The organism is Amycolatopsis orientalis DSM 43388 (genome assembly GCF_000411975.1).
In the GTDB taxonomy this organism is placed as follows: Bacteria; Actinomycetota; Actinomycetes; order Mycobacteriales; family Pseudonocardiaceae; genus Amycolatopsis; species Amycolatopsis orientalis_D.
The window spans coordinates 70,965-94,917 of the sequence record NZ_ASXG01000122.1 but is presented as its reverse complement, the minus strand read 5'-3'; the positions used below and the strand labels follow the sequence as shown (position 1 = coordinate 94,917).

Genomic DNA, 23,953 nt, shown 5'->3' with positions numbered 1-23,953 from the left:
ATTCCCTCAGGGTTCCCCTCACGGACTTCAGTCGGTGAGCGTCTTCTCCGCGCGCTTGGCCAGTTTGTCGGCGCGCTTGCCTGCCTTCTTCGCCGCGCGCCGGGCCCGCCAGCCCAGCGACGGCTTGCCCGCCGTGTCGCTCGCGGCCAGCAGCAGACCGCCGGCCAGCGACGCGTTCTTGATGAACTGGATCTGCTGGGCCTGCTTCTCGCCCGGATCGGGCAGCTGCCAGAACCGGTGCGCGGCCAGCGTGGTCGGCACCAGCGACCCGAGCAGCGCCACCGCCGCCAGCCGCGGCGCCTTGCCGCTCGCCAGCGCGAGCCCGGCCCCGATCTTGACCGCCGCGTCGATCCGCACCAGCGTGGCCGGATCGCGCGGGACCTGGTCCGGAACCAGGCCCTCGACCTTGTCGAAGGTCTCGGTGAGGAACGGTTCGGCCGCCTTCGCGTGGCCCTGGGTGTCGCGCAGGGCACCGATGCCGCCGAACACGAAGATCGACGCGAGCAGTGGACGTGCCACCCGGCGCAGTATCACGGTCTCGCCTCTCTGGTCTGGAATTCCTGTAGAAGAACCTACAACCGGGATTGCCCGCCCCGCTCCCCGCCGAACCGGGCTAGCTATACCTAGCCCAATATTGCTCTTTTCCTAGATTGACCTAGACAGACCTAGCGGACTTCGGGCTTGACCTTGACGCTACGTCAACCTCTACCGTCGAAGCCGTGGTCAGGACGGAATGGTCGATCCAGGACATCGCCCGGTCCGCGGGCACGACGAGCCGGACTCTGCGGCATTACGACGCCGTCGGGCTCCTGCCGCCGACGCGGATCGGCAGCAACGGCTACCGCTACTACGACGAGAACTCGCTCGTCCGGTTGCAGCGGATCCTGCTGCTGCGCGATCTGGGCCTGGGCCTGCCCGCGATCGCCGAGGTGCTCGACGGCCAGCGCGACGGCGTCGCGGCGCTCGAAACGCACCTGGCGCTGCTGAAGCAAGAGCAGCAGCGGATCGGGCGGCAGATCGATTCCGTGCGGACCACGCTGCGAAAACTGAAGGGAGGTGAACAACTGATGGCAGAGGAAATGTTCGACGGGTTCGACCACACCCAGTACCGGGAAGAGGTCACCCAGCGCTGGGGCGCCGACGCCTACCGCAAGGGCGACCAGTGGTGGCGGTCGCTGTCCGACGACGAGAAAAAGGCCTTCCAGCAGGAACAGCTGGACATCTCGGCGGCGTTCGGCGCTGCCCGCAAGGACGGCTACGACGCTGGTTCGGACGAGACCCAGGCGGTCGCCGCGCGGCTGTACAACTGGCTGCGACCGGCCGCGGGGACCGTGTCGAAGAGCTACTTCGCCGGTCTCGGACAGCTCTATGTCGACGACCCGCGGTACGGCTCGTACGACGAGAAGCACGGCCCCGGCACGGCCGAGTACATCCGTGACGCGATGAAGATCTACGCGGAACGGAACCTGACGGACTAACGCACCGTCAGAGTGGGCGCTGGGGGTAAGGATGGACGGGGCTGCAGACCCGGCCATCCTTCTGCACAACACTTCCGCCGCCCTCAACGGAGTGGCTGCGCCACGCTGTGCTATCTCGGTCTATGGCCAAATATCGGTCCAGCTCTAGATACCTCGATACGGTGACAGAGTGGACCCCATCCGCAACCCCTTCGCGCCCGGTGCCGGGCAGCGGCCGCCGGAGCTGGCTGGCCGGGAAAGGGAGCTGAAGGCGTTCGAGGTCGTTCTTGAACGCGTCGCTCGCGGACGCCCGGAGCGCAGCCTCGTGCTGACCGGCCTGCGCGGCGTCGGCAAGACGGTGCTGCTGGGGGAGCTGCGGTCGATGGCCGTCCGGCGGCGCTGGGGTGCGGGCAAGATCGAGGCGCGCCCGGACGCGGAACTGCGGCGTCCGCTGTCGGCCGCGTTGCATCGGGCGATCCGAGACCTGGCGGTGCGGCATCGCGCGCCGGACCGGGTCGAGGAAGTGCTCGGGGTGCTCAAGGCGTTCGCGCTCAAGGCGAACAAGCCGGACGCGAAACTGCGCGACCGCTGGCAGCCCGGCATCGACGTGCCCGCCGCGCAGGGCCGGGCGGATTCCGGCGACATCGAGATCGACCTGGTCGAGCTGTTCACCGACGTCGCCGAGCTGGCCGCGGACGTCGGCACCGGGGTCGCGCTGCTGATCGACGAGATCCAGGATCTGCAGCCAGACGATGTCTCGGCGCTGTGCGCGGCTTGCCATGAGCTGTCGCAATCCGGCGCGCCGCTGGTCGTGGTCGGCGCCGGGCTACCGCATGTGCCGGCGGTGCTGTCGGCGTCGAAGTCGTACTCCGAACGGCTCTTCCGCTACTCGCGCATCGACCGGCTCAGCCGCGAGGACGCCGACTACGCGGTCCTGGCCCCGATCGAACGCGAGGACGCCGGGATCGAACCGGAGGCGCTCGACGCGCTGTTCGACGCGTCCGGCGGGTATCCGTATTTCATCCAGGCCTACGGCAAGGCCGCCTGGGACGCCGCGCCCGCGGACCCGATCACGGTCAAGGACGTGCAGGTCGCCGCGCCGGAAGCGGAGTCCGAGCTGGCGGTCGGGTTCTTCGGCTCGCGCTACGAACGCGCGACGCCCGCCGAACGCGAGTACCTGCTCGCGATGGCGGAGCTGACCCAAGGCCGCGACGAGGCCGCCGGCACCGCCGATGTGGCCGTCTACCTTGGGCGCAAGCCGTCGTCGCTGTCGCCGGCGCGCGACAGCCTGATGAAGAAAGGCCTGGTCTACTCCGCCGAACGCGGGCAGATCGCCTTCACCGTGCCGCACTTCGGGCACTACCTGCTCGGCCGCGACTGAGCGAATCTTCCCCTCGCTACCGGTCTATCCGACTGCCTAGAGCTTTCTAGTTATTTCACTAGATATCCGTAGAAGCCGTTAGCGCGTTAGCGAGTTGTGATTGCCAACACGTGATCTGTCCGGTGAAGTTCAGGCACTCGCCGATGATTATTCGGCAAGTGCCCCATGTCACCGCAGATTCGTTGGCTTCCTTGTGAAAAAAGGTGCATACTAGAGACACAGCCACCGAAGACCTCTGAAGGGGATGCAGAAGACAATGAGCAACATCGCCGCCAAGCTCCGTGCCCGTCGCGCCGAGGCTCGCACTCGCCGGGCGCTGAACCGGGCGATCGACACCGCGGCCACCTCGACGGTCCGGCAGGAGCTCATCGCGCTCGCCCAGGCGCGTCAGCCGTTCATGCGCTGACCTGCACAACCAACCTGTTGGTGGGTCACTCACGCGAGTGATCTAGACCACAGCCAACCCAGGGTGTAACACCGCGGAGAGCCGCGTCGATACCCCCTACGACCCCGTGATGCTGGCGGACCCCCGACCTGGCAGCATCACGGGGTTTCCATATGTCTGGACCACTTTCGCCGCCGGCATCCCCCACCGGATGAATTCGCTTGCCCCGAACGGGCGGCGGAGCGATGCTTGACTCAGTCAACGATCGAGTCAAGGTGGTCCTCGATGCCGGATTCCGTCCTCGCCGAACGCGTCGCCACGGTTCGCGCTTTCAACCGGCTCTACACCGGCGTGATCGGCGTCCTCGACGAGGGACCGGCCGACGCCGAGTACTCGCTGAGCGAAGCGCGGGTGTTGTTCGAACTCGCCCAACAGGACCGCCTGCAGGTCAGTGATCTGCGCAAACGGCTGTCCCTGGACGGCGGCTACGCGAGCAGGCTGCTCGGCCGGCTGGAAAACCGCGGCCTGGTCACCCGTGAGCGCTGCGCGGACGACGCGCGCCGCCAGCTCGTGGCGCTCACCGAGGAAGGGCGCGCCGCGTTCGCCGACCTCGACCACCGTTCGGCCAGCCAGATCGGCAGCCTCCTCGACCAGTTCGCGGACGCCGACCAGCGCCGCCTGCTCGGCGCGATGGGGACCATCACCGCACTCGTCGGCGAACCGGCACCGGAACCGACGGTCACCCTGCGCGCCCCACGCCCGGGCGACCTCGGCTGGGTAGTGCACCGGCACGGAGCGTTGTACGCCGAGGAGTACGACCTCGACGAACGCTTCGAAGCCCTCGTCGCCCGCGTGGTCGCCGAGTTCGCCGAACGCCGCGACGACCCGCGCCAGGCCGGCTGGATCGCCGAACTCGACGGCGAGCGGGTCGGCAGCATCTTCTGCACTCCCGGCGAGGAGGAAGGCACCGCGAAACTTCGCCTGCTCCTGCTGGAACCGGCCGCGCGCGGACACGGCGTCGGCAAGCGGCTGGTGCGCGAATGCGTCGAGTTCGCACAGGCGCGGGGGTATCGGTCGATGGAGCTGTGGACGCTGTCGCTGCTCGCCGCCGCGCGCGGGATCTATCGCAGCGCTGGGTTCGAACTCGTCGGCGAGGAACAGACGGACGCGTTCGGTCCGCTCGTGACCGGCGAAACGTGGCGGCGGGAGTTATAGATGTTCGTCTTGTACTGCGCCGTGTGCGATCGCCGCACGCTGCTGGGCGTCGACGAGGTCGACTGGGTGGAAAACCTGACGCGCGGCGTGATCTCGGTGTCCGGGCACTGCCCGCTGGGCCACGACGCAGTCATCCTGACCGGCGACGCGTTCACCCCGCACGCGGACCCGAGGTGTTTCGGGCCCGCGCCGCGAGTGTGGACGAAACCGGTGAACCGCCTGCGCGGCTGGCTGCGCACCCGGTTCGAGATGAGCCGCGACCTGCCCGGCCCGTTCTATCGCTTCTGACGCCCCATCGAGTAAAACTCCGGATTCGGCTTGAGCGCGGTCAAATGCGCGAGCCGATTGGACATCGCGAACAACGCGGTGATCGCGCCGACGTCCCAGATCTCGTCCTCGGTCAGCCCCGCCTCGCGGGCCATCGTCAGGTCGCCCTCGCCGAACAGCGCGGAATCGTGGGACAACGCCAAGGCGAGATCGACGATCGCCCGGCCGCGCTCGTCGAGTTCGACCTGCCACGGATTGGTCGCGACCCGATCGGACAGCTCGGGGTCCTTGGCGCGGATCCGCAGGATGGCCCCGTGCGCGACGACGCAGTAGGTGCAGTGGTTCGCCCCGGAAGTGGCTACGACGACCAGCTCGCGTTCGGCCTTGGTGAGTCCGCCTTCGCGTTCCATGAGCGCGTCGTGGTAGTCGAGGAAGGCCCGGAGTTCGGCGGGCCGGTGGCCCAGGGCGCGGAAGATGTTCGGCGTGAAGCCGGATTTCTCCGCGATGGCGCCGATGCGCTCGCGGAGATCGTCGGGAAGGTCTTCGAGTTCCGTCACGGGGAACCGGCTCACGGGGTCGCTCATGCCGCCCACGCTAACCCGCGCGATCGGCAGACGGCAGGGGTCGGGTGGGGCACGGTGACCAGATGGACGAGCGACCGGTGTTGCGGCCGATTCCGAAGCCGCGGGCCAGGGCGAGACTTGCCGCCAGCTTCGGCCGAATCGTGCTGGGCGCCCCGCACCCGAACCCACCGACCCCGGATGCACCCCGTTCACCCGGAAGGGGTTTGCTTACCCCGTGAACTGGACCGCGTATGTGGACGGTTACTGCGAGCGCACCGCGCCCGGACTCTGGGGAGAGCCGCTCAACGACCTGGCCAACCTGGCCTTTCTCGGCGCTGCCGGGATGGTCTGGTGGCAGGCCGACGGGCAGCGCACTGGGCGGGTGCTCGCCTCCCTGATCGGGTTGATCTTCGTTGCCAGCGGTGTGTTTCATCTGGTCGCCACGCGCTGGGGAGCGGTCGCCGACTCCGCGGCCATCCTGATCTTCACCCTGTTCTACGCCGCGGTTTTCCCCAGGGTGTTCTTCCGGGTGAAAGCCACGTGGGCGTGGCTCGGGGCACCGGTGTTCCTCGCCCTCACCGGCGTATCGGCGGTGCTCGGCGGCGGGCTGTATCTGCCCGCGCTCGTCGGGCTCGCGGGGTTCGCCGTTGCGTTGGCGGTCAAGCGCGACCCGTACTGGCTGCACTTCGTCATGGCCGCCGCGGTTTTCGCGTTGTCGTTGTCCTTCCGCACCATCGACGGCGTGGTCTGCGGAGATTTCCCAGTGGGCACCCATTTTCTGTGGCATTTGCTCAACGCGGTGGTGCTGTACGTCGTCGCGAAGGCGATGATCGGCAAAACGCGAGAGGCCCCCTCGCCGGGCTAGCGAGGGGGCCTCTGTCTACAAAGGACTCAGTGTGCGCCGATCGGGCGCAGGTCCTTGTCGTGTTCGTCGGCGTGGTAGTCCTCGGGTTCGGTTTCGTCGGTGCCCGCGCTCCACTTGAGGGCCCGTGCGATGACCGAAACCACCGCGGCCACCACGATGTTCGCGATCAGGGCCACGAAACCGGGGTAGATCTGGACCACCGCGAGACCGGTGCCGCGGAACGGGTGCCAGCCGAAGATCGACAGGTTGCCCATCGCCAGCGCCGAGCCGCCGAAGTGGAGTTTTCCGTTGGCCGGGTTGGGGATGCCGTACAGCATGATCAATCCCCAGCCCATGCCGACGATCCAGCCGGCGATCAGGCCTGCCTTGTGGAACCAGCGCGTGTACAGGGCGATCGCCACCGCGGGCAGGGTCTGCAGGATCAGCACGCCGCCGATCAGCTGCAGGTCGATGGAGAACTGCGGGTCGATCAGGATGATCACCAGCACCGCACCCAGTTTGACCACCAGCGACGCCAGTTTGGCCTGCTTCGCTTCCTGCTTCGGCGTCGCGTCCTTGCGGAGGTATTCCTTGTAGATATTGCGCGTCCACAGGTTCGCCGCGGCGATCGACATGATCGCGGCGGGCACCAGGGCGCCGATGCCGATCGCGGCGAAGGCGATGCCCGCGAACCAGTTCGTGAACTGCGAGTCGAACAGCAGCGGGACGATCGTGTTGCCGTCCGGCTTTCCGGTGGCCGCGTTCTTCAGCGGCTTGACGCCCGCCGAGATCGCGACGTAGCCCAGCAGCGCGAGCAGGCCCAGCACGAACGAGTAGGCCGGCAGCGCCACCATGTTCCGCTTGATCACGTTGCGGCCGCGCGAGGCGAGCACGCTGGTGAGCGAGTGCGGGTACAGGAACAGCGCGAGCGCCGAACCCAGCGCCAGCGTCGCGTACTGGAGCTGGTTGCTCGAGGTGAGCAGGATCGAACCGGCGGGCTTGCCGGTGCTCGGGTTCGGCTTGGCGAGGGTGGCCTTGGCGGTGCTGAAAATGTGGTCCCAGCCGCCGAGCTTCGAGGGCAGGTAGAGGACCGCCACGATGATCACGAGATAGATCAGGATGTCCTTGACGAACGCGATCAGCGCGGGCGCGCGAAGGCCCGACTGATACGTGTAGAGCGCCAGGATGATGAACGCGACCAGCAGCGGCAGGTGCCCGACGATGCCGGAGCCGTTGATGCCCATCGTGCGCAGCACCGCTTCGAGGCCGACCAGCTGCAACGCGATGTACGGCATGGTCGCGACGATGCCGGTGATCGCAACCAGCAACGCCAGCGTCGGCGAACCGAAGCGGCCGCGGACGAAGTCGGCCGGGGTCACGTAGCCGCGCGAACGGCTGACCGACCACATGCGCAGCGCGGGCAGCAGCACGATCGGGTAGACGACGATCGTGTAAGGCAGCGCGTACAGGCCGAGCGCGCCGGCGCTGAACACGAGCGCGGGCACGGCGACGAACGTGTAGGCGGTGTAGAGGTCGCCGCCGAGCAGGAACCAGGTGATCCACGAACCGAACTTGCGGCCGCCGAGACCCCATTCGTCGAGGTGGTCGAGGCTGCCGCCGGCCTTCCACCGCGAGGCGACGAAGCCCAGCACGGTGACCACGACGAACAGGAACGCGAAGACGATCAGTTCGACCCACTGAATGTTGCTCATCGGGTCTCCCCCTCGTCCAGGTCTTCGACGCTCAGCTCGTCCCGGCTCACGTTGCGCGGCTTGTCCTTGGTGGCCAGGTAGACGATGCCGGTGCACAGCACGCCCAGCACGACGAACGCCAGCTGGAACCAGTAGAAGAACGGAAGGCCGAACAGCCGCGGCCCGTCGAAGTTGAACAGCGGCGTGACCAGGATCAGCAACGGGATCAGCAACAGCAGGTTCCAGGCACTGAACTGGAACCCGCGCACCCGACCGCCCGGTTTGGCAGTGGACATCGAACCTCACCTAACACTCACGTGACACGCGACCGCCTGACCCTAGACCCCGGTCATCCCGCCGTCATGCGGCTTCGATATCGATTCGATCAGCACTACGAACACGTTCCAGGGTGTGGACAACCTCGGGGACAACCCGGTCCGACGCGGTCCCGGCGAGCCGTTCGCTACCCCTATCGGCGGGATCGGACCACCCCGAACGCCCCAAGACCTTGTGCCGGACGGCGGTTGTCCACGGGGTCCGGCAGCTTGTGCACAGAGTTATCCACAGGCAGTGGACAACTCTGTGGCTAAACTGAACGGCATGGTCCGCGTGCCCCTCACCGACGAAGAACGCTCCCGCGGCGAGCGGCTCGGCCTGGTGCTGCGCGCCGCCCGGGCCAGCCGCAGCATGGTCGACGTGGCCGCGGAAGCGGGCATTTCGGTCGAAACCCTGCGCAAAATCGAGACCGGTCGGATCCCGACGCCCGCGTTCTTCACCGTCGCGGCGATCGCCGACGCGGTGGGCATGCCGCTGGACCAGCTGCGGGTCGCGTGCGCCGGGGACGCGGCGGCGTTTTCGCAGGCCAGCTGAGGGTTAGCCTGGCCGCCTGGAGCAGCGCGGTCGGGTCCGGGCGGTCCGGGGTGGAATCGGCGAGCTGACCGGGAGACTTATCCACCTGTGGACAACTGTGGATAAGTCGCTGCTCCGGAGGCGGCAGGCGATGCCATGCGCGGCGCGGCTAGCGCGGGGGAGCGGCCGTTCGGAGGCCAGCAGGAGTTCGTGCGACGCCCGGCCTTGGTCGCCAGCACCAGCGGATGGGTCCCGACTTGACGAGTGCGCCGGGAAGCTGCCGCGGCGAAGCTCGTGGGTCTTGAGGTCGTCCGCTAAGCCGGGCGATCGCGCTCAAGGTCGCGACCCTGCGGACGACGAGCCGTGCGGCGGGTTCTTCGAGAGCGCCGGGGAAATCCCTGGTCAGCCGCGCAGGTCGGCGAGGATCCGTTCCCGGTCGTTGAGGTAGCGGCAGTCGCGGACGGGCAGGTCGAACGAGTTCAGCAGTTTCGCGAAATCCGCGTACTCGTCCGGGTTGAGCTGGATGCCGGTGATCTGGAAGTGCGCGGCGAGGGTGTCGGCCAGCTCCTCCCATTCGCCGGACCACTGCAGGTCGCGGTAGTGCTCCAGGTCCTCGGGCGGCATCCGGTCGGCGAGCAGGCGCAGGACGCTGTCGACGAAGTAGCTGATCCGGTTGCCCGCCTGGTCGTCGACGGTCGGGTTCGCCGGGTCCCGCGCGCTGTCCGGATTCCGGACGACGCCGGGGCCCGGCAGCGGGTAGCTGGTGTGCACGAGGCCGTCGCCGTTGACCAGGACGACCACGCGCACTCCGTACCGTTCGCCGACGCAGCGCCAGCGGCCGTTGTACTGCTGCCGCCGGGGTTCGCCCGGATCGTTGGCGACGTCCTTGACCACCGCGATGATCTGCTCGTCGCTCCATCCGGGCGGGAACTCGCTCGTCGCCCTGCGACCGATGCCGGAAGCGTGTCCACCGCCCACCTTCGGCTCCTCTCGTCGGCACGGAGCCTAACCCGGGCGCGGCCGTTCAGCCGAGTTGTGCGAGCACCAGGATTCCGACCGCGAGCAGGTCCGGACCGCGGAACAGTTGCCGCATAAGGTTTGCCGGCATCGGGCCAGCGGGGGTGTCGACGAAACCCGCGCTGCTGTAGTCGACCGGCTGGCGCGTGACCGTGCGCAACACCGACAGCACCGCCAGGGCAGCAGTCACCCACGAGAGCGGGGAGAACGCGGTGCCCAAAGCCCAAAGCGCCACTGAGAGCAAAGCGCACCAGACAAAACCAACGACAACCAGCGCGACGCCGTGGGCGAGCACCAGCTCCCGCGACGACGAGCCCAGCCACCGTCGCCGCCCCGGATTCCGCCACAGGACGCCAAGACCGGCCCCGAAAGGAGTAAGCGCCACGTACGCGCCGATCCCGACGAGCACCGGGCCAGGCAGAGTGGGTACGGCAACATGACCAACGGCGACCGCGAAAGCCACCAACAACACCGCACCCGCGTACCGGGACCGGCCGACGATGCCGAGCCACGCGAGCCGCAACGCGGTGGGCGGGCGCAGCGACCAGGAACCCACCGGCGCGGATTCCGGCAGCATCATCATCGGGTCGAGGAACGTCACGGCCATCGACCGAAGGACCCGCGCGTTCCAGCCGTCGAGCAGCACCGCGCGGCCGGCACCGCTCACTGCCTCGCCGCCAAAAGCCAGCAGCAGACCGCATAACGCGAGCGCCGCACCGAGGTACTGCACCGCCGTCGCGTCCAGGCGAGCCGCGGCGAGCACGACCCCAGCCACCGCCAGGAGCAGTGGTCCGGCGGCTTCGAAAAGGAACGCGGTGCGCCGCGCGGTGGTGAACGCGAGGATCGTGCCGCCGGCGACCAGGGCCGCGGCGGCGCGCCACCACTCGATCGAACTGCCGCCAACCGCCAGCATCAGCGCGGCCAGATACCCGAGCACCACCACGAATCCGGTGAGCACGCTGGCCAGCCGGGTCACTACGACCCGGCGACGGTCCACCTTGGCGAAATCCATCCAGGTCAGCTCGGCCGGTTCGGCCCAGACGAAACCGCGGCGCAGCAGGCTCCGCCAGCCCACCGCGGTGCACAACGCGACCAGGCCGAGCACCGCCGAGTAGTCCACAGCAGACGGTCCAAAAAGGACTCTATGCCAGGCGTCGGTGCGGAAAAAGGCGGTGAACAGGAATCCGACGCCGAAGATCAGCACGAAGGTAGGGCTGTCGCCGCTGAAAATGCCGCCGAACCGCTTGCGGCCGGGGACACGCAACCGGGTCACCACAGTTCGAGCACGCTGTCCGCCGTGTCCAGCAACGGCTGATGGTGCGTGGCCACGACCACTGCCGCGCCCGCCGCGGTGGAGCGGCTGATCAGCTTGACCAGCCACTCCTTGCCCGCGATGTCGAGCGCGCGTTCCGGCTCGTCCAGCAACAGCACCCGATGCGGCCGCGCGGTGACGCCCAGCAGCAGCAACCGGCGACGCTGCCCGGCCGAGAAATGCCCGGCGGTGACGCGAGCGCGTTCGGCGAGGCCCGCGTCCGCGAGCAATTCTTCGAAATCGCCGAGGTGCTCGCCGAACGAGCCGGAAAGCAGTTCCAGGTGCTGGATCGGAGTGAGCTCGGCGAAGAAGTCGGAATCGTCGAAGAGCACGGACACCTTGCGCCGGAAGGCAACGCTGCGTTCGTCCGGTTTCGCGCCGTCGACCAGCACCCGGCCCCGCTGCGGTTCCTGCATTCCGTACAGGCACCGCAGCAGCGTGGATTTGCCGACGCCGTTGGGCCCGACCAGCACCGCGCATTCCCCCGGGTCGACCGAGAAATCGAGGTTCTCCAGCAACCACAGGTCGCCGGCCTTCACGCCGAGCCCGCGCGCGTCGATTATCGGCGACACAGCAGCTCCACCACCGGAGCCAGCGTTTCGAGATTCGGCTCCAGCACGGTGAAATAGCTGAATCCGAACCGGGAGCGATGCGCGACCAGCTGCTCCGCGATTTCCTCGACGGTGCCGACCAGCACGGTGGGGATTTCGGCGAGTTCGTCGAGCGTCATCGAATCGCTGAGCCGCGCATGGATTTCCCGCAACGCGCCTTCGCGGTCCTCGGTGACCTGGACGAGCTGCACGAGCAGGTTGAATTCCGCGTCGCGGCCAGCGAGCCGCTCGGTGACGAACCGGGTGCGCTCTTCGACCGCGTCCGCCGTCGCCAGCATCAGCGGAGCACCGTCGCGCACCTTGGCCATGCCGCTGAAGGCAATCGTCGCCGCGTGCTCGGCGGCGAGCGACAGCAGCCGGTCGCCGCGGCCGCCGATCATCAGCGGGGGACCGCCGGGCTGGGCCGGTTTCGGCGCGTATTCCGGATCCGCGTAAAGCCGCGCGAGTTCCTTGATCGTGAGTTCGAGGTGGTCGACCCGCGCACCCGCGCCGGGAAACGGCATTCCGGCCGCTTCGAACTCCTCTTTGACGTATCCCGCGCCGAGCCCGAGTTCGAGCCGCCCGGACACGAATTGGTCCGTGCCCGCGACTTCGCGCGCGAGCAGCGACGGACGGTAGAACGGCGCGTTGAGCACGAAAGTGTTGAGCCGCACCCGTTCGGTGACCGCGCCGGCCAGCACGAGCGCGGGAAAGGGCGGCGCGATCCCGAGGTGGTCGGCCACGCTCAGCACGTGGTAGCCGAGTTCCTCGACCCGGCGGCATTTCGCGACCCATTCGTCGCGCGAGCCGGGCCGCACCAGGTTCACGCCGAACCGGAAAGCCTTCTCCCCATCAGAGACCATGCGCCCACGTTAGCCGTTTTCCGCGCACGAAGAAGGGGACGTCCGCGCCCGGTGCGAACGTCCCCTCCGTCAGGCTGGCGCGGGGTCAGCCGAGCCGCTGGGCCAGCGCGTCGAGCTCGTCGCGCAGCGCGGTCGGCACCTCGCCGATCTTCGCGAACCACTCCTCGATCAGCGGCAGCTCCTCGCGCCACTCCTCGTTGCGCACCTCCAGCGCGGCCTGGATGTCCTCGACGGGCTCGGAAAGGCCCTCGAGGTCGAGGTCCTCGGCCTTCGGCACGAACCCGATCGGGGTCTCGGCGGCGTTGCCCTTGCCCTCGACGCGCTCGATGACCCACTTGAGCACGCGCGAGTTCTCGCTGAAGCCCGGCCACAGGAAGCGGCCGTCGTCGCCGCGGCGGAACCAGTTGACGTAGAAGATCTTCGGCAGCTTGTTCGCGTCCGCGTTCTTGCCCAGGTCCAGCCAGTGGTTGAAGTAGTCACCGGCGTGGTAGCCGAGGAACGGCAGCATCGCCATCGGGTCGCGGCGCACGTTGCCGACCGCGCCGACCGCCGCCGCGGTGGTCTCCGACGACATGGTCGCGCCCATGAACACGCCGTGCTGCCAGTCGCGCGCCTCGTTCACCAGCGGCACCGTCGTCTTGCGCCGTCCGCCGAACAGGATCGCCGAGATCGGCACGCCCTTCGGGTCGTCCCACTCCGGTGCGAGGATCGGGCACTGCGACATCGGCACGCAGTAGCGCGAGTTCGGGTGGGCGGCCTTCTCCTCGGAGTCCGGCGTCCAGTCCTGGTGCTTCCACGAGATGGCGTGCTCGGGCGTGTTCTCCATGCCCTCCCACCACACGTCGCCGTCGTCGGTGAGCGCCACGTTCGTGAAGACCGTGTTGCCCTTCTCGATGGTGCGCATCGCGTTCGGGTTCGTGTGGTTGTCGGTGCCCGGCGCGACGCCGAAGAAACCGAACTCCGGGTTCACCGCGTACAGGCGGCCGTCCTCGCCGAAGCGCATCCACGCGATGTCGTCGCCGAGGGTCTCCGCGCGCCAGCCCGGGAGGGTCGGCTGCAGCATGGCGAGGTTGGTCTTGCCGCAGGCGCTCGGGAACGCCGCCGCGACGTAGTGGACCTTGTCCTCGGGCGAGATCAGCTTGAGGATCAGCATGTGCTCGGCGAGCCAGCCCTCGTCGCGGGCGATGACCGAGCCGATGCGCAGCGAGTAGCACTTCTTGCCCAGCAACGAGTTGCCGCCGTAGCCCGAGCCGTAGCTCCAGATCAGCCGCTCCTCCGGGAAGTGCGAGATGTACTTGGTCTCGTTGCACGGCCAGGCGACGTCCTTCTCGCCCGGGGCCAGCGGCTTGCCGACCGAGTGCAGCGCGGGCACGAACTCGCGCTCCGTGCCGTCCGGCGCGATGAACTTGTCCAGCGCGGCCTTGCCGGCGCGGGTCATCACGCGCATCGAGGCGACGACGTAGGCGAAGTCGGTGATTTCGATGCCGAGCTTGGGGTTGTCGTCGCCGAGCGGGCCCATGCAGAACGGGATGACGTACATCGTGCGGCCGGCCATGCAGCCGCGGTACAGCTCCGTCATCGTGGCCTTCATCTCGGCCGGGTCGACCCAGTTGTTCGTCGGGCCCGCGTCCTTCTCCTCCTTCGAGCAGATGAAGGTGCGGTCCTCGACCCGCGCGACGTCTCCGGGGTCCGAGGTGGCCCAGTAGGAGTTCGGCTTGGCGTCCAGCTTCACAAAGGTGCCGGCGTCGACCAGCTCCTGGTTGATCCGGGCGGCTTCCTCATCAGACCCGTCGACCCACACCACGCGGTCCGGGGTGGTCAGCTCGGCGACCTCCCGGACCCAGGACAGCACGCCACTGTGCGTCGTCGGCGCGTTGTCCAGTCCGGGGATGGCGACTGCGGTCATCTCTACTCCTGACTTCCGACGACAAAAGAGCCCACACCGCGAACGACAGTGTTCTTGGTGCGGGCTTCGTTGCCGGCGACCGAATGGCTTCGCACACCGGCGGAAGACCGGTGTGCGGGTTTTGGGATTCCCCGACTGTAGCCGGATGGACGGCAGGTAACCGAGAGCTGACCTGTCGGTTCTCTCACAAGAACGATAAGGGAATCGATTCAGTTTCACCGGAACGGTCCAGCGCCGAAAATCTTTCCGCGCGGCCCGCGTCGCATTCGTGCCCGATGCCGGGAGCCGGGCTGAGCGGTCCCCGATCTTGCCGGGGCGCTGCGGGGCCCGCGGGGACGGACGCGAGCGGAGAGGCCGGCGTTTTCGGGACCTGGAGACGACGAAACGGGCCCGGCGCGCGGCCGGACCCGTCTTTCGTGTGACGTCAGTTACCGAAGGCTCAGTTGGGGCTGATCCACTGCCCGGTTCCGCTGTCGATCTTCGCCACACCGCTGAGCAGCTGGGAGCCCTCGCCGCCCCAGGCGGAGTCGCTGCCCGGGTCGGCCGCGTGGTTCGCGCCGCCGTCGGTCTCGGTCCACTGGCCGTGGCCGGTGTGCTCGAAAGTGTGGGTGGATCCGTCTGCGCCGACCTGCACCGCGACGTCGGCCTGGCCGTCGCCGTTGGTGTCGGTGAAGGCGATCGTGCCGCCGGACTTCGTCTCGACCACGGCGGTGTCGTTGTGCCCGTCGTGGTCGGTGTCGATGGTGGCGACCCCGGCGTCGACGTCGCCGTCCGGGAGATCGGCGTGGATGTGCCCGCCGGTCGAGGTGTCTGAGGAGTGCGAATCGGTGCCGTCGGAGCCGGACTGGCCGTGGCCGGATTCGACCCAGCTGCCGCTCTGCTCGTCGTAAACCGCCTGGTCCACGACGTGCCCGGTCGAGTCGAGCACCGCGTAGTGGTCGGCGACTCCGTCGTGGTCGGTGTCGACGAACGCTTGCGCGGTGCCGTCGTCGTGCTCGACGACCGCGGTGTCGGCGACCCCGTCGTGGTCGGTGTCGTAGTTGACCTCGGCCTGGTAATCCTGGCCGTCGACGTGGACGGTCATGGCCTCCGGGCCGGTCGCGTCGGTGCCGCCGCTCTCGTCGACCCACATGGGTTGGTCCCCCTTATTGCGCCGGGTCTGCCGCTGGTTGCTTCGCTCGGTATGACTCACGTTAGGCCGGTTCGGTTCCCGTCCACAAGCCGATCACCTGCTCACGGCGGCAGGTTCGGCGGCAGGCCGCCGCCGGTGACGAAAACGCACCAGGTCCCGGCCTCCTCGCGGTTCAGCTCGAGCCGCGTGGTCGTCGGCGGATGCGCGGCGCGGCTGACCTCGACCTCGAAGAACGCGCCGCCGCCAGGCCCGGTGGTCGGCTTGCCGAGGCGCATCCGGACGTTGTCCCGCTCGAAGTCCGCGACCGACCGGGTCGCCGGATACTCGGTGGAGGCGTGGCAGTTGACGTTCTGCAGGCCGATCGGATCTCGCTGGTTGACCGCTGCGACATAAGCCTGGGCGACGACATCGGGACCGCCTGCCGGACGATGCACCTCGACGCTGTCGTCGGTCGCAATGGCGAAGATCGCGAAGCCACCGCCGCCGAGCAGCACCACGGTGCCGAGGCAGATCCCGATGATGAGCCCGGTCCGGCGTTTCTTCGGCGGCGCGGGCGGTTGCCACTGCCGCGGCGGCGGACCGCCCCATTGCGGAGCTGGCGGCACTCCCCACTGCGGAGGTTGCGGTCCAGGCGGAGATCCGTATGTCACTGGCTGATCATGCCCGATCGCGGACCGTGCGGATGCGGGAAAGCAGCGTTTCGGCCCGGGTGTGGCCCTCGGTGACGTCCTTGAGGCGTTTCGAGACGATCGCGATCTTCTTCGCCCGTTCCTGCGCGCTCATCTTGATCGTCTGGTCCACCTCCTTGAGCTCCGCCTCGATCGCCTCGATGCGGCGGCCCAACGCCTCGTCGAGGGCGAGCGACAGTTGCTGTTCGGCCTCGATGAGCTGTTCGGCGATCAGCTGGTCGAGCGTCGAGCGGGCGTCGGCGATCGCCTCGACCAGCCATTGCTTCAGGTGCTGTTTGTCCGAGGCGTGTTTGCGGGTGCGCGCCATCCACCAGCCCGCGCCGAGTCCGATCACGATCGTCGCCGGGAGCACGACCGGGTTGAGGATCGCGACCCCGGCCAGCGGCAGCGCGGCGATCTTCCCCGCCCCGACGCCGCCGGAAATGCCCATGAACACCAGCAGTTTGTCTTCGGCCGTCGGCGGTTTCTTGTCCGGCGGCCGCAGCACGACCGGCGGGCCTCCGGCGCGGGCGAACTGGGCGCGGATCACGTCGAGTTCTTCGGCGGAGAACAGCTCCGCCAGCGCCGTGTTCGTGACCTGGTTCAGCCGTTGCGACAACTGCATCGAGACGCGCTGCGAAGCGGTCTGCAACGCGATGTCGACTTCCTGCGGGAGCGCGGCCAGTTCGTCGCGCTTCGCCGCGTCGATGCGTTGCCGGAAATGTGCTTGGGCCTCGCGCATTTCGCGACTGCTCTCGTGCCCGACCTCGACCCGCGTGCGCTGGATTTCGGCGCGCAAGCGCAGTTGCCAGCCACGGGTGGAAGTGCGGCGCTGGGACTGAAGATCGTCGCGGCGGGCGCGGAGTTGCTCGGCTTCCGCCTCCCCGGCAGACAACGCCCGGCTTTCCGCTTGCAGCTTCGCCTTGATCCCGGCGAGCGCGCTCGACAGCGAGCGGAGCGTGTTGGCTTCCTTGAGCATGATCGACCGGCCGACCAGCAGTTCCTGCAACGCGACCTGCACCGCCGCGATGCCGGACTTCTCCCGCAGCATGGCGGCCACCTGCTCGTTCGGTGCCTTCGCGGCGCTCTCGAACACGCGCGCCGACACCGGGTGGAAAACCGCGTCGGCGAACCGCGGCGCGTGTTCGGCGAGCAGTTGCCGGTCCGCATCAAGGATCTCGCGCCAGCCGCGGAACGCGTCGGTTTTGGCCAGCACGAACACCACGGTCTCGACGCGGTCGGCGACCTCGCGCAGGAACTGCAGCTCGGTCGAGGTGAACGGGGCCGACGCGTCGACCACGAACACCAGCGCGGTCGCGCCCGCGGCGGCCTCCTTGGCGAGCTCGCCGTGCAGCGAGTCGAGCCCGCCGACGCCCGGGGTGTCGACCAGGGTCAGCCGTTCCAGCAGCGGGACCGGGCCGGAGACCTCGACGTAGCGCGGCGGAAGCTGGCCCGGCGGCAGTTCGTGCGCGGCGGACACCCAGTCGACCAGCTGCGTCAGGTCGAACGGCACCGACGCCAGCTGACCGGGGTAGCAAGCCTGCGCGCGCCACTGCGGCGCGTGCTCGAAGACGAGGTAGGTCGCGGTGGCCACGTCAGCGTCCACAGGGGACAGTCCCGGGGTCGCGAGCAGCGCGTTGACCAGGGAACTCTTTCCGCGGTTCGTCTCGCCGACGACCACGACGGACGGTTTCTCCGAACGAGCCCTGCGCTGGTCTTCGACCCACTTCGCGGCCTGCGGATCTGCCTCGCGGACTACGCCGAGCAGCTGTTCGCGAGCGGCTTGGACCTGCGCGGGAAGCGTGGGTGCGGTCACTGCGCCCGCTTCGCGTAGACGGTGACGATCGGCGCGCGCAACAGCCGGTCCTGGTCGGCGAACCCGACGACCTCGGTCTCCGCGACAACGCCTTCCAGCTCCGGATCGTCAGTGGGCACCGCACCGCCCGCTTCGTGCCGCGCCGGGTCGAACCGCTCGCCCTCGGCACGCAACGCCGTGACGCCGATGGCGGCGAGCCCGTGTTCGAGCCGTTCCACGACGCCGGTGCTGCGGGCGCGGTCCATCGCGTACAGGCAGAGCTGGATGAGCGCCTGCCGATCGGACAGCGCGCGTTCGAGGTCACCCGGGGCAGCTACGAGGTCCACATCGGGATCCGACGCATCCGCCGCGGCGGCGGTTCCGTCCGCCTCGGCGATGATCCGCGCGAGGGCGTCCGCGCTGATCTCGCCGGTCGGCGCGTCGGCCGCGTCGCCGGCTTCCTCGTGGCCGAACCACGCCATCGAGTCCCTCCCCTGGTAGTCCCCGTGATTCCACCAGTTTGCGGCAGCGCGCCGCGCGGCGGGGGCGGATCACTCAGACGGACCGAGAATCCGGGTCAGCAGCTGGCGCAGCACTGCCTGCTCGTGCTCGACGTCCAGGCCGGGATCGAGGCTCGCGCGGGAAAGCAGCGCGTCGACCAGCGCGACGACCCAGTTGCCCGCGTCGGCCGGGGACAGCATGGGGGACAGCCGGCCGGTGTGGACGCCGCGTTCGATCAACCCCGTGAGGCCGACGCGCAGCAGGTCGTCGTTGCTGCGGATCAGTTCGTTGAACTCCGGATCGCGCGCGGCCTGCGCGGCCGCTTCGAGGATCAACCGCACGACACCGGGCAGCACGATCGCCGCCGACATCCGCTCGACCACCGCGAGCACGGCTTCCCACGGGTCGGCCATTTCCGCCGCGGCGGCGAGCAGCTCCTCGTTTTCGGTGGTGTCCGCCTCGAAGATGCCGACGAAAACCGCACGCTTGCTGGGGAAGTAGTGGAACAGGCTGCCGGAGCTGATCCCGGCGGCGCGGCAGATGTCCGCGGTAGAGGTCTTCTCGAAACCGTTGCGGGCGAAGCAGATGGCGGCCGCGTCGAGAATCGCGCGGCGTTTCGCCGCGTGCTTCTCCGGGTCGACCGTCCTCACCACGGGGACATCATCGCTCAGGCGGCGGTTCGTCGAGCCACGGGCGGCCGTGCGCGGCGAACGCCTCGGCCAAGTGCTTGCGGGGCAAGTCCGTCTTCTCCCGGGCGATTTCCCGGTCGTCCTCGGCGAGCAGCACGAGTTTGCCGTCGTCGACGAACACCGCGGCGAGGGGAGTGTCGATGCGCCGGCGGCGTTCGCGGCGTTCGAGGGTGACGCGCGTGGCGGACACCGTGACGATCAACCGGTCCCACGCCCAGAACCAGGCGAACGCCACCCCGAGCAGCAGGCCGGCGACGACCGCGCCGATCAGCCGCCACGGCTGCGGGACCTGGTGCAGCAACCGGAACGGGCCCTGCACCGGGAACCACGGCAGCGACGCGATCCAGTCGGCCAGCGCCTGCCCGCCCCAGCCCAGCACCGCCCCGGCGACCGGGCAGGCCAGCCAGGACGCGCGGCGCAGCCACGCCGGTTCGTCGACCACTGTCTCCATGCCGATCATTATTAGACCGAGCACTCGGTTTATCAAAACCAGGGTGCGCGAAACCCAGGTGACCAGCGGGTGCGCGGTGCTCAGGCGAGTTCGTGGATCAGCGAGCGCATCGCGTGGTCGAGCGCAGGAACGTCGGCGGCCAGCCGGGAGGACACCAGCAGCTGGTGCTCCGCCGTCCGCAGCCACACCCGGCCGGCGACCGGGATCTCCAGCACCGACAGCCGGAACGGCCGGGCGCGGCGGCCCAGCTCGACCTCGGTCTCCCGGACCAGCCGGCCCAGCCGTTCCCCGGCGAGGATCTGGCGGCGGTGGAAGCCCGACGACACCGGACGCCGGGCCGCGGCGAAGTGTTCGGCGGCGGCCGGGGCGAAGTGCTGGGCCGCCAGGTCGATCGCCGAACCGTCGCCGGGAGCAGGGCTTTTCCGGCGCGTGCGCACGGAACCGCGCTCGCGAAGGAAGATCAGCAGGCCGTTCCACCACGGTTCCCACTGCGCCTGCACCGCCGCGCGGTCGAGGGCGGGCGGGACGCGCACTGGCACGGCGGGCTCCACCGGCGGCAGCAGCTGACCGTCGGCGACCGAGAGCGCGAGGACGTCCCGGAGGTACAGCGCCACGTCGACGTCGTGGTCGCTCCCCCAGTCCACCCGCCACGAGGTGGTGTCCTCCAGCCGCACGACATTCAGCCTACGCGTCGCGGCGGGGTTGTTTACTGTTCGCGAATCTGTTGCCAGATCAGGAAATAGGCACGGTGCACGACGTGGGCCACGCGGCTTTGCGCCGGAGTCGCGCCGAACGACGCGAAAGAACGCCACCAGCCCGCGCGATCCAGCGCGTGCGCCGCCAGTTCCGGACGCGAAGCGCCGGGAAGGCCGAGCTGCGCGCCGAGGTCGGCGTTGCTGCCGACCCGAAGCACCTCTTCCGCCAGGTCTTCCGGCATTTCGACCGCCCCGGACGCGACGAGCGTCAGCGCTTCCAGCAAGCGCAGCTGATGCGCTTCCGGGCGAGCCAGCAGCACCTCGATCGCGTCGTGCACGCGCTGCCGTTCGCCCGGGTCGCCGGACGCGTGCGCGAGCGCGGTCACCGACGCCAACGCGGCCGCGGCCTTGATTCCGTCCGCGCGAGCGGCGAAGACGATCGACAGCCGGCGGCGGACCGCGTCGAGTCCGGAGAGGTCGAGAAGCTTGCGGCGCAACGCTCCCGCGGTGATCTCCGGTTCCGCGCGGATCGCGTCGACCGCGCAGCGGATTCCGAACAGATCGAGTTTCTCCAGCAGCCGCAACCGGATCCCGGCCGGGACGTCGCACTCCCAGCTGGTGAAGATGTCCGCAGCGATCAGCATCGTTTCGAGAACGTCGTCGTCGAGCGCGGCGAGCTGGCCGAGCGCCTCGGCGTCGGCGGAGGTGAACCCGCCGGACTCGGCCGATTCGGCGATGAGGCCGATCACCGGCAGCACGTCCGCGACCCGCGGCTTGAGCGTCGCGGCCTGTTTCTCGGCGAGCAGTTGCGCGGCCTTCCAGACGTCCCCGCCGGAGCCTTCGACAGATTCCGCGACGATCGTGTCCGCCTTGTTCAACACCGCGATCGCGTTGACCGGCCCGGCTTCGCGGCTCGCCGTCGCGGCGGTGAACGCGGCCAGCGCCTGCTGGTCGTCCGCGCGCACGCCCTGGGTCACGACATAGAGCACGGCCTCGGCACCCGCGACGGCGTTGCGCGAGGTGTCGTCGAGCTCGTCGGAGCCCTCGTCCTGCTCGGCCGCGCCCAGCAGCTGCTCGGTCCGCGACACCGACGCGGCGTCCAGCGAGCCGAGACCGGGGGTGTCGATCACGGTCATGTCCTGCAGCACCGCGTTGGTGAGGTACGCCTCGAGGTGCGAGACCTCGGAGATGTCGACGCCCAGCTCGGCCGGGATCGACCCGTCCGCGGCGAACGGCAGCACCTGCTTGCGGCCGTCGAGGAACACCACCTCGACCCGGTCGACGGTGCCGTACTGGAACCGGGTGACCAGCCGCGTGCACTCGCCGACGTCGGTGGGCGCGACCAGCCGCCCGATCAGCGCGTTGACCAGCGTCGACTTGCCGGATTTGATCCGCCCGGCGACCGCCACCTGCAGCGGCGCGCCGAGCCGGCGCAGCACCTCGGCGAACCCGGCCGCGGTGCGCGGGGACACCTGGGACCGCAGCCGGTGGCACAGCTCCGCCACCGACGCGGACAGTGGGCCGGCGAGGCGTCCCCGTTCCGCCGTTCCCGTCACCGCCCCGGCCCCCTTCCGGCTCGTTCGCTCGCCCGTGCGGGAATCGTCGCATGCCGGTCATCCTTCGGTCGCACCGAAGGTGCTACCCGCGACCGACGCGGCCGCCCGCACCGCGACCTACTGTTGAGTCGTGCGACGGCTCAGCCTGTGGATGCGTGCCCACCCGATGGTGGGGGACTCGCTGCTCGCACTCTTCCTCGCGGCGTTCGACATCCTGGTGTTCGCCACCGGCGGCCTCGATCCCGAGGTGCGCGGCCCGGCCTGGTACGTCGCGGTCCCGATCGACCTCGCGGTGGTCGCGCCGCTGGTGTTCCGCCGCAAACGGCCGCTGCTCGCCGCGTACGCCGCCTACGTCGTCTCGTACGCGCACAGTGCGCTGGACCTCGGGGTTTCCGGACTGGCCGCGCTCGCGATCAGCCTCTACTCGGTCCAGGTGTACGTCGGGCGGAAACAAGGCCTCCTCTACGGCGGCGCGTTCGTCGTGGCCAGCGTCGTCACCGCGATCGTCAAGCCCGAGCCGTCGATGGCCGCCCAGCTGCTGTTCAGCGCCTTCACCATCGCGTTTTGCTGGCTGCTCGGCGAGTTCATGTACGCCCGCCGCGCCTACCAGCGCGAACTGGAGGCCCGGCTGCATCTGCTGGAGACCGAACGGGACCAGGCCGCGCGCATCGCGGTGGCCGAGGAACGCGGCCGGATCGCCCGGGAACTGCACGACGTCGTGGCGCATTCGGTGAGCGTGATGGTCGTGCAGGCCGACGGCGCGGCGCTCGCCCTGAAAACCAATCCGGAGCTGGCCGGACGCGCGCTGGGAACGATCTCCGAAACCGGCCGCGGCGCGCTCGGCGAACTGCGCCGGCTGCTGGACGTGCTGCGCAACGACCGCGGCGACGACGAACCCCGGGTACCGCAGCCGGACGCGGCCGCGCTGGGCGACCTCGCCGAGCGGATGCGCGCCGCGGGCGTCCCGGTGGACCTCGCCCTCGGCGACGGGCTGGACGAACTGCCCGCCGGGGTCTCGCTCGGGATCTACCGGATCGTCCAGGAATCGCTCACCAACACGCTCAAGCACGCCGGGGCCGGAGCGCACGCCGCGGTTCGGGTGCAGCGGACCGGCGACCAGGTCGAGGTGCTGGTGCGCGACGACGGCGCCGGCCGGGCGCGGCGGCTCGAACAGGTCGGCGCGAACGGCGCGACGGGAGCGGCCCGGCAACCGGAGCCGCGGCTGTCGGTCGCGGGCGGGAACGGGCTGATCGGGATGCGGGAGCGGGCGCACGTGTACGGCGGGACACTGGAGGTGGGCCCCGCCGCCGGCGGTGGCTGGCAGGTGCGAGCGGTGCTGCCGGTTAGGTTGAACTCGTGATCCGAGTGGTGGTCGTCGACGACCAGGAACTGATGCGCGTCGGATTCCGGATGGTGCTGGGCGCGCAGGCCGACATCGACGTGGTCGGCGAGGCGGGCGACGGCGCGCAAGCCGTGCGGATGGCCGCCGAGCTGCGGCCCGACGTCGTGCTGATGGACGTGCGGATGCCGGTGCTCGACGGGGTGGAGGCGACGAAACAGATCGTCGCGGCGGGCACCGCGCGGGTGCTCGTGATGACCACCTTCGATCTCGACGAGTACGTCTACGCCGCGCTGCAGGGCGGGGCGTCCGGCTTCCTGCTCAAGGACACCCAGCCCGACTACCTGGTGTCCGCGCTGCGTTCGGTCGCCGACGGCGACGCGGTGATGTCGCCCTCGGTCACCCGCAGGCTGCTCGACCGGTTCGTCGGCGCCGGCGGTTCGGAAATGCGCGATCCGGCCGAACTCGACGTGCTGACCGACCGCGAACGCGAAGTGCTCGTGCTGATCGCGAAAGGCATGTCGAACGTCGAGATCGCCGAGACGTTGTTCCTTTCCGAGGCTACGGTGAAAACCCACGTCGGGCGGATCCTGTCGAAGCTCGACCTGCGCGACCGGGTGCAGGCGGTGGTCCTCGCCTACGAGACCGGGCTGGCCCGGCCGGGGATCGGCTGAAGCGTCCAATTCGGACACTGTCCACACCGGACCCCACTGCGGATTCAGCGGCGGGGTCCTTGCCTGCTCGGGCAAAGTTCAGGGTCGGCTCAGGGGCATCCCCCATCCCGCTC

The 23,953-nt window shown here is 69.2% G+C and carries 26 protein-coding genes; 9 read left to right on the top strand and 17 right to left on the bottom strand.

What is annotated here, in order from left to right:
- Positions 1 to 27: 27 nt before the first annotated feature.
- Positions 28 to 534 (bottom strand): DoxX family protein, encoded by a 507-nt coding sequence (locus L942_RS23760; RefSeq protein WP_037364346.1) that lies wholly within the window; start codon positions 532 to 534, stop codon positions 28 to 30.
- 185 nt (positions 535 to 719) lie between these two features.
- Here L942_RS23760 and L942_RS23755 point away from each other — a divergent pair, with 185 nt between their 5' ends.
- The 5 genes from L942_RS23755 (at position 720) to L942_RS23740 (ending at position 4,726) form a co-directional block, all read left to right on the top strand.
- Positions 720 to 1,478 carry a MerR family transcriptional regulator gene (locus tag L942_RS23755; RefSeq protein ID WP_037364343.1) on the top strand — a complete coding sequence of 253 codons (759 nt, stop codon included), beginning with the start codon at positions 720 to 722 and terminating at the stop codon, positions 1,476 to 1,478.
- Positions 1,479 to 1,647: 169 nt separating this feature from the next.
- A complete protein-coding gene (locus tag L942_RS23750; RefSeq protein ID WP_009085137.1) occupies positions 1,648 to 2,838 on the top strand; it encodes an ATP-binding protein in 1,191 nt (396 codons plus the stop codon).
- 256 nt (positions 2,839 to 3,094) lie between these two features.
- Positions 3,095 to 3,244, top strand: coding sequence for a hypothetical protein (locus L942_RS44995; protein ID WP_162836041.1), 150 nt, complete (start codon positions 3,095 to 3,097; stop codon positions 3,242 to 3,244).
- Positions 3,245 to 3,508: 264 nt separating this feature from the next.
- Positions 3,509 to 4,438 (top strand): bifunctional helix-turn-helix transcriptional regulator/GNAT family N-acetyltransferase, encoded by a 930-nt coding sequence (locus L942_RS23745; RefSeq protein ID WP_037364340.1) that lies wholly within the window; start codon positions 3,509 to 3,511, stop codon positions 4,436 to 4,438.
- Positions 4,439 to 4,726 (top strand): hypothetical protein, encoded by a 288-nt coding sequence (locus L942_RS23740; RefSeq protein ID WP_037364338.1) that lies wholly within the window; start codon positions 4,439 to 4,441, stop codon positions 4,724 to 4,726.
- On the opposite strand, the gene L942_RS23735 is transcribed toward L942_RS23740, so the two are convergent.
- The gene (locus tag L942_RS23735; RefSeq protein ID WP_037364337.1) at positions 4,714 to 5,289 is read right to left on the bottom strand and encodes a peroxidase-related enzyme; all 576 of its coding nucleotides are present in this window, start codon (positions 5,287 to 5,289) and stop codon (positions 4,714 to 4,716) included. The two genes, L942_RS23740 and L942_RS23735, sit on opposite strands and share 13 nt — an antisense overlap.
- Before the next feature lie 214 nt (positions 5,290 to 5,503).
- Between L942_RS23735 and L942_RS23730 the strand changes: the two genes are divergently transcribed.
- Positions 5,504 to 6,133 carry a hypothetical protein gene (locus L942_RS23730; RefSeq protein ID WP_037364334.1) on the top strand — a complete coding sequence of 210 codons (630 nt, stop codon included), beginning with the start codon at positions 5,504 to 5,506 and terminating at the stop codon, positions 6,131 to 6,133.
- Positions 6,134 to 6,159: 26 nt separating this feature from the next.
- On the opposite strand, the gene mctP is transcribed toward L942_RS23730, so the two are convergent.
- On the bottom strand, positions 6,160 to 7,824 hold the full coding sequence (gene mctP / locus L942_RS23725) for a monocarboxylate uptake permease MctP (protein WP_037364333.1): 1,665 nt from the start codon (positions 7,822 to 7,824) through the stop codon (positions 6,160 to 6,162).
- The gene (locus L942_RS23720; RefSeq protein WP_037364331.1) at positions 7,821 to 8,099 is read right to left on the bottom strand and encodes a DUF3311 domain-containing protein; all 279 of its coding nucleotides are present in this window, start codon (positions 8,097 to 8,099) and stop codon (positions 7,821 to 7,823) included. The genes mctP and L942_RS23720 overlap by 4 nt, the downstream gene beginning before the upstream one ends.
- Before the next feature lie 304 nt (positions 8,100 to 8,403).
- Between L942_RS23720 and L942_RS23715 the strand changes: the two genes are divergently transcribed.
- Entirely contained in the window at positions 8,404 to 8,673 is a 270-nt protein-coding gene (locus tag L942_RS23715; protein WP_009085150.1) for a helix-turn-helix domain-containing protein, read from the top strand.
- Positions 8,674 to 9,054: 381 nt separating this feature from the next.
- On the opposite strand, the gene L942_RS23710 is transcribed toward L942_RS23715, so the two are convergent.
- The 13 genes from L942_RS23710 to L942_RS23650 all read right to left on the bottom strand — a co-directional run bounded on the left by L942_RS23710 (position 9,055) and on the right by L942_RS23650 (position 21,827).
- On the bottom strand, positions 9,055 to 9,630 hold the full coding sequence (locus L942_RS23710) for an EndoU domain-containing protein (protein WP_037364328.1): 576 nt from the start codon (positions 9,628 to 9,630) through the stop codon (positions 9,055 to 9,057).
- A gap of 46 nt (positions 9,631 to 9,676) precedes the next feature.
- Positions 9,677 to 10,945, bottom strand: coding sequence for a DUF6297 family protein (locus tag L942_RS23705; RefSeq protein WP_037364324.1), 1,269 nt, complete (start codon positions 10,943 to 10,945; stop codon positions 9,677 to 9,679).
- On the bottom strand, positions 10,939 to 11,544 hold the full coding sequence (locus tag L942_RS23700; protein WP_037364433.1) for an ABC transporter ATP-binding protein: 606 nt from the start codon (positions 11,542 to 11,544) through the stop codon (positions 10,939 to 10,941). The genes L942_RS23705 and L942_RS23700 overlap by 7 nt, the downstream gene beginning before the upstream one ends.
- Positions 11,541 to 12,434, bottom strand: coding sequence for a TIGR03621 family F420-dependent LLM class oxidoreductase (locus L942_RS23695; RefSeq protein WP_051166179.1), 894 nt, complete (start codon positions 12,432 to 12,434; stop codon positions 11,541 to 11,543). The genes L942_RS23700 and L942_RS23695 overlap by 4 nt, the downstream gene beginning before the upstream one ends.
- A gap of 85 nt (positions 12,435 to 12,519) precedes the next feature.
- Entirely contained in the window at positions 12,520 to 14,340 is a 1,821-nt protein-coding gene (locus L942_RS23690) for a phosphoenolpyruvate carboxykinase (GTP) (protein WP_037364322.1), read from the bottom strand.
- 439 nt (positions 14,341 to 14,779) lie between these two features.
- Positions 14,780 to 15,472 carry a hypothetical protein gene (locus tag L942_RS23685; RefSeq protein WP_037364318.1) on the bottom strand — a complete coding sequence of 231 codons (693 nt, stop codon included), beginning with the start codon at positions 15,470 to 15,472 and terminating at the stop codon, positions 14,780 to 14,782.
- Between the two features lie 101 nt (positions 15,473 to 15,573).
- A complete protein-coding gene (locus L942_RS42090; RefSeq protein ID WP_158684516.1) occupies positions 15,574 to 16,122 on the bottom strand; it encodes a hypothetical protein in 549 nt (182 codons plus the stop codon).
- Between the two features lie 7 nt (positions 16,123 to 16,129).
- On the bottom strand, positions 16,130 to 17,956 hold the full coding sequence (locus L942_RS23675; protein ID WP_037364316.1) for a dynamin family protein: 1,827 nt from the start codon (positions 17,954 to 17,956) through the stop codon (positions 16,130 to 16,132).
- Positions 17,953 to 18,417: a nucleotide exchange factor GrpE gene (grpE, locus tag L942_RS23670; protein ID WP_200862899.1), complete on the bottom strand. Its 465-nt coding sequence runs from the start codon at positions 18,415 to 18,417 to the stop codon at positions 17,953 to 17,955. The genes L942_RS23675 and grpE overlap by 4 nt, the downstream gene beginning before the upstream one ends.
- A gap of 69 nt (positions 18,418 to 18,486) precedes the next feature.
- Positions 18,487 to 19,089, bottom strand: coding sequence for a TetR/AcrR family transcriptional regulator (locus tag L942_RS23665; protein ID WP_106964997.1), 603 nt, complete (start codon positions 19,087 to 19,089; stop codon positions 18,487 to 18,489).
- A 7-nt stretch (positions 19,090 to 19,096) separates the two neighbouring features.
- The gene (locus L942_RS23660) at positions 19,097 to 19,576 is read right to left on the bottom strand and encodes a YqeB family protein (protein ID WP_037364424.1); all 480 of its coding nucleotides are present in this window, start codon (positions 19,574 to 19,576) and stop codon (positions 19,097 to 19,099) included.
- Positions 19,577 to 19,656: 80 nt separating this feature from the next.
- The gene (locus tag L942_RS23655) at positions 19,657 to 20,250 is read right to left on the bottom strand and encodes a hypothetical protein (protein WP_037364314.1); all 594 of its coding nucleotides are present in this window, start codon (positions 20,248 to 20,250) and stop codon (positions 19,657 to 19,659) included.
- Between the two features lie 32 nt (positions 20,251 to 20,282).
- Complete coding sequence (locus L942_RS23650) at positions 20,283 to 21,827, bottom strand: dynamin family protein (protein ID WP_037364313.1); 1,545 nt, start codon at positions 21,825 to 21,827, stop codon at positions 20,283 to 20,285.
- Positions 21,828 to 21,978: 151 nt separating this feature from the next.
- Between L942_RS23650 and L942_RS23645 the strand changes: the two genes are divergently transcribed.
- Both L942_RS23645 and L942_RS23640 read left to right on the top strand, forming a co-directional pair.
- Positions 21,979 to 23,187 (top strand): sensor histidine kinase, encoded by a 1,209-nt coding sequence (locus L942_RS23645; RefSeq protein WP_440201338.1) that lies wholly within the window; start codon positions 21,979 to 21,981, stop codon positions 23,185 to 23,187.
- A complete protein-coding gene (locus L942_RS23640; RefSeq protein ID WP_037364307.1) occupies positions 23,184 to 23,840 on the top strand; it encodes a response regulator in 657 nt (218 codons plus the stop codon). The genes L942_RS23645 and L942_RS23640 overlap by 4 nt, the downstream gene beginning before the upstream one ends.
- The last annotated feature ends 113 nt before the right edge of the window (positions 23,841 to 23,953 follow it).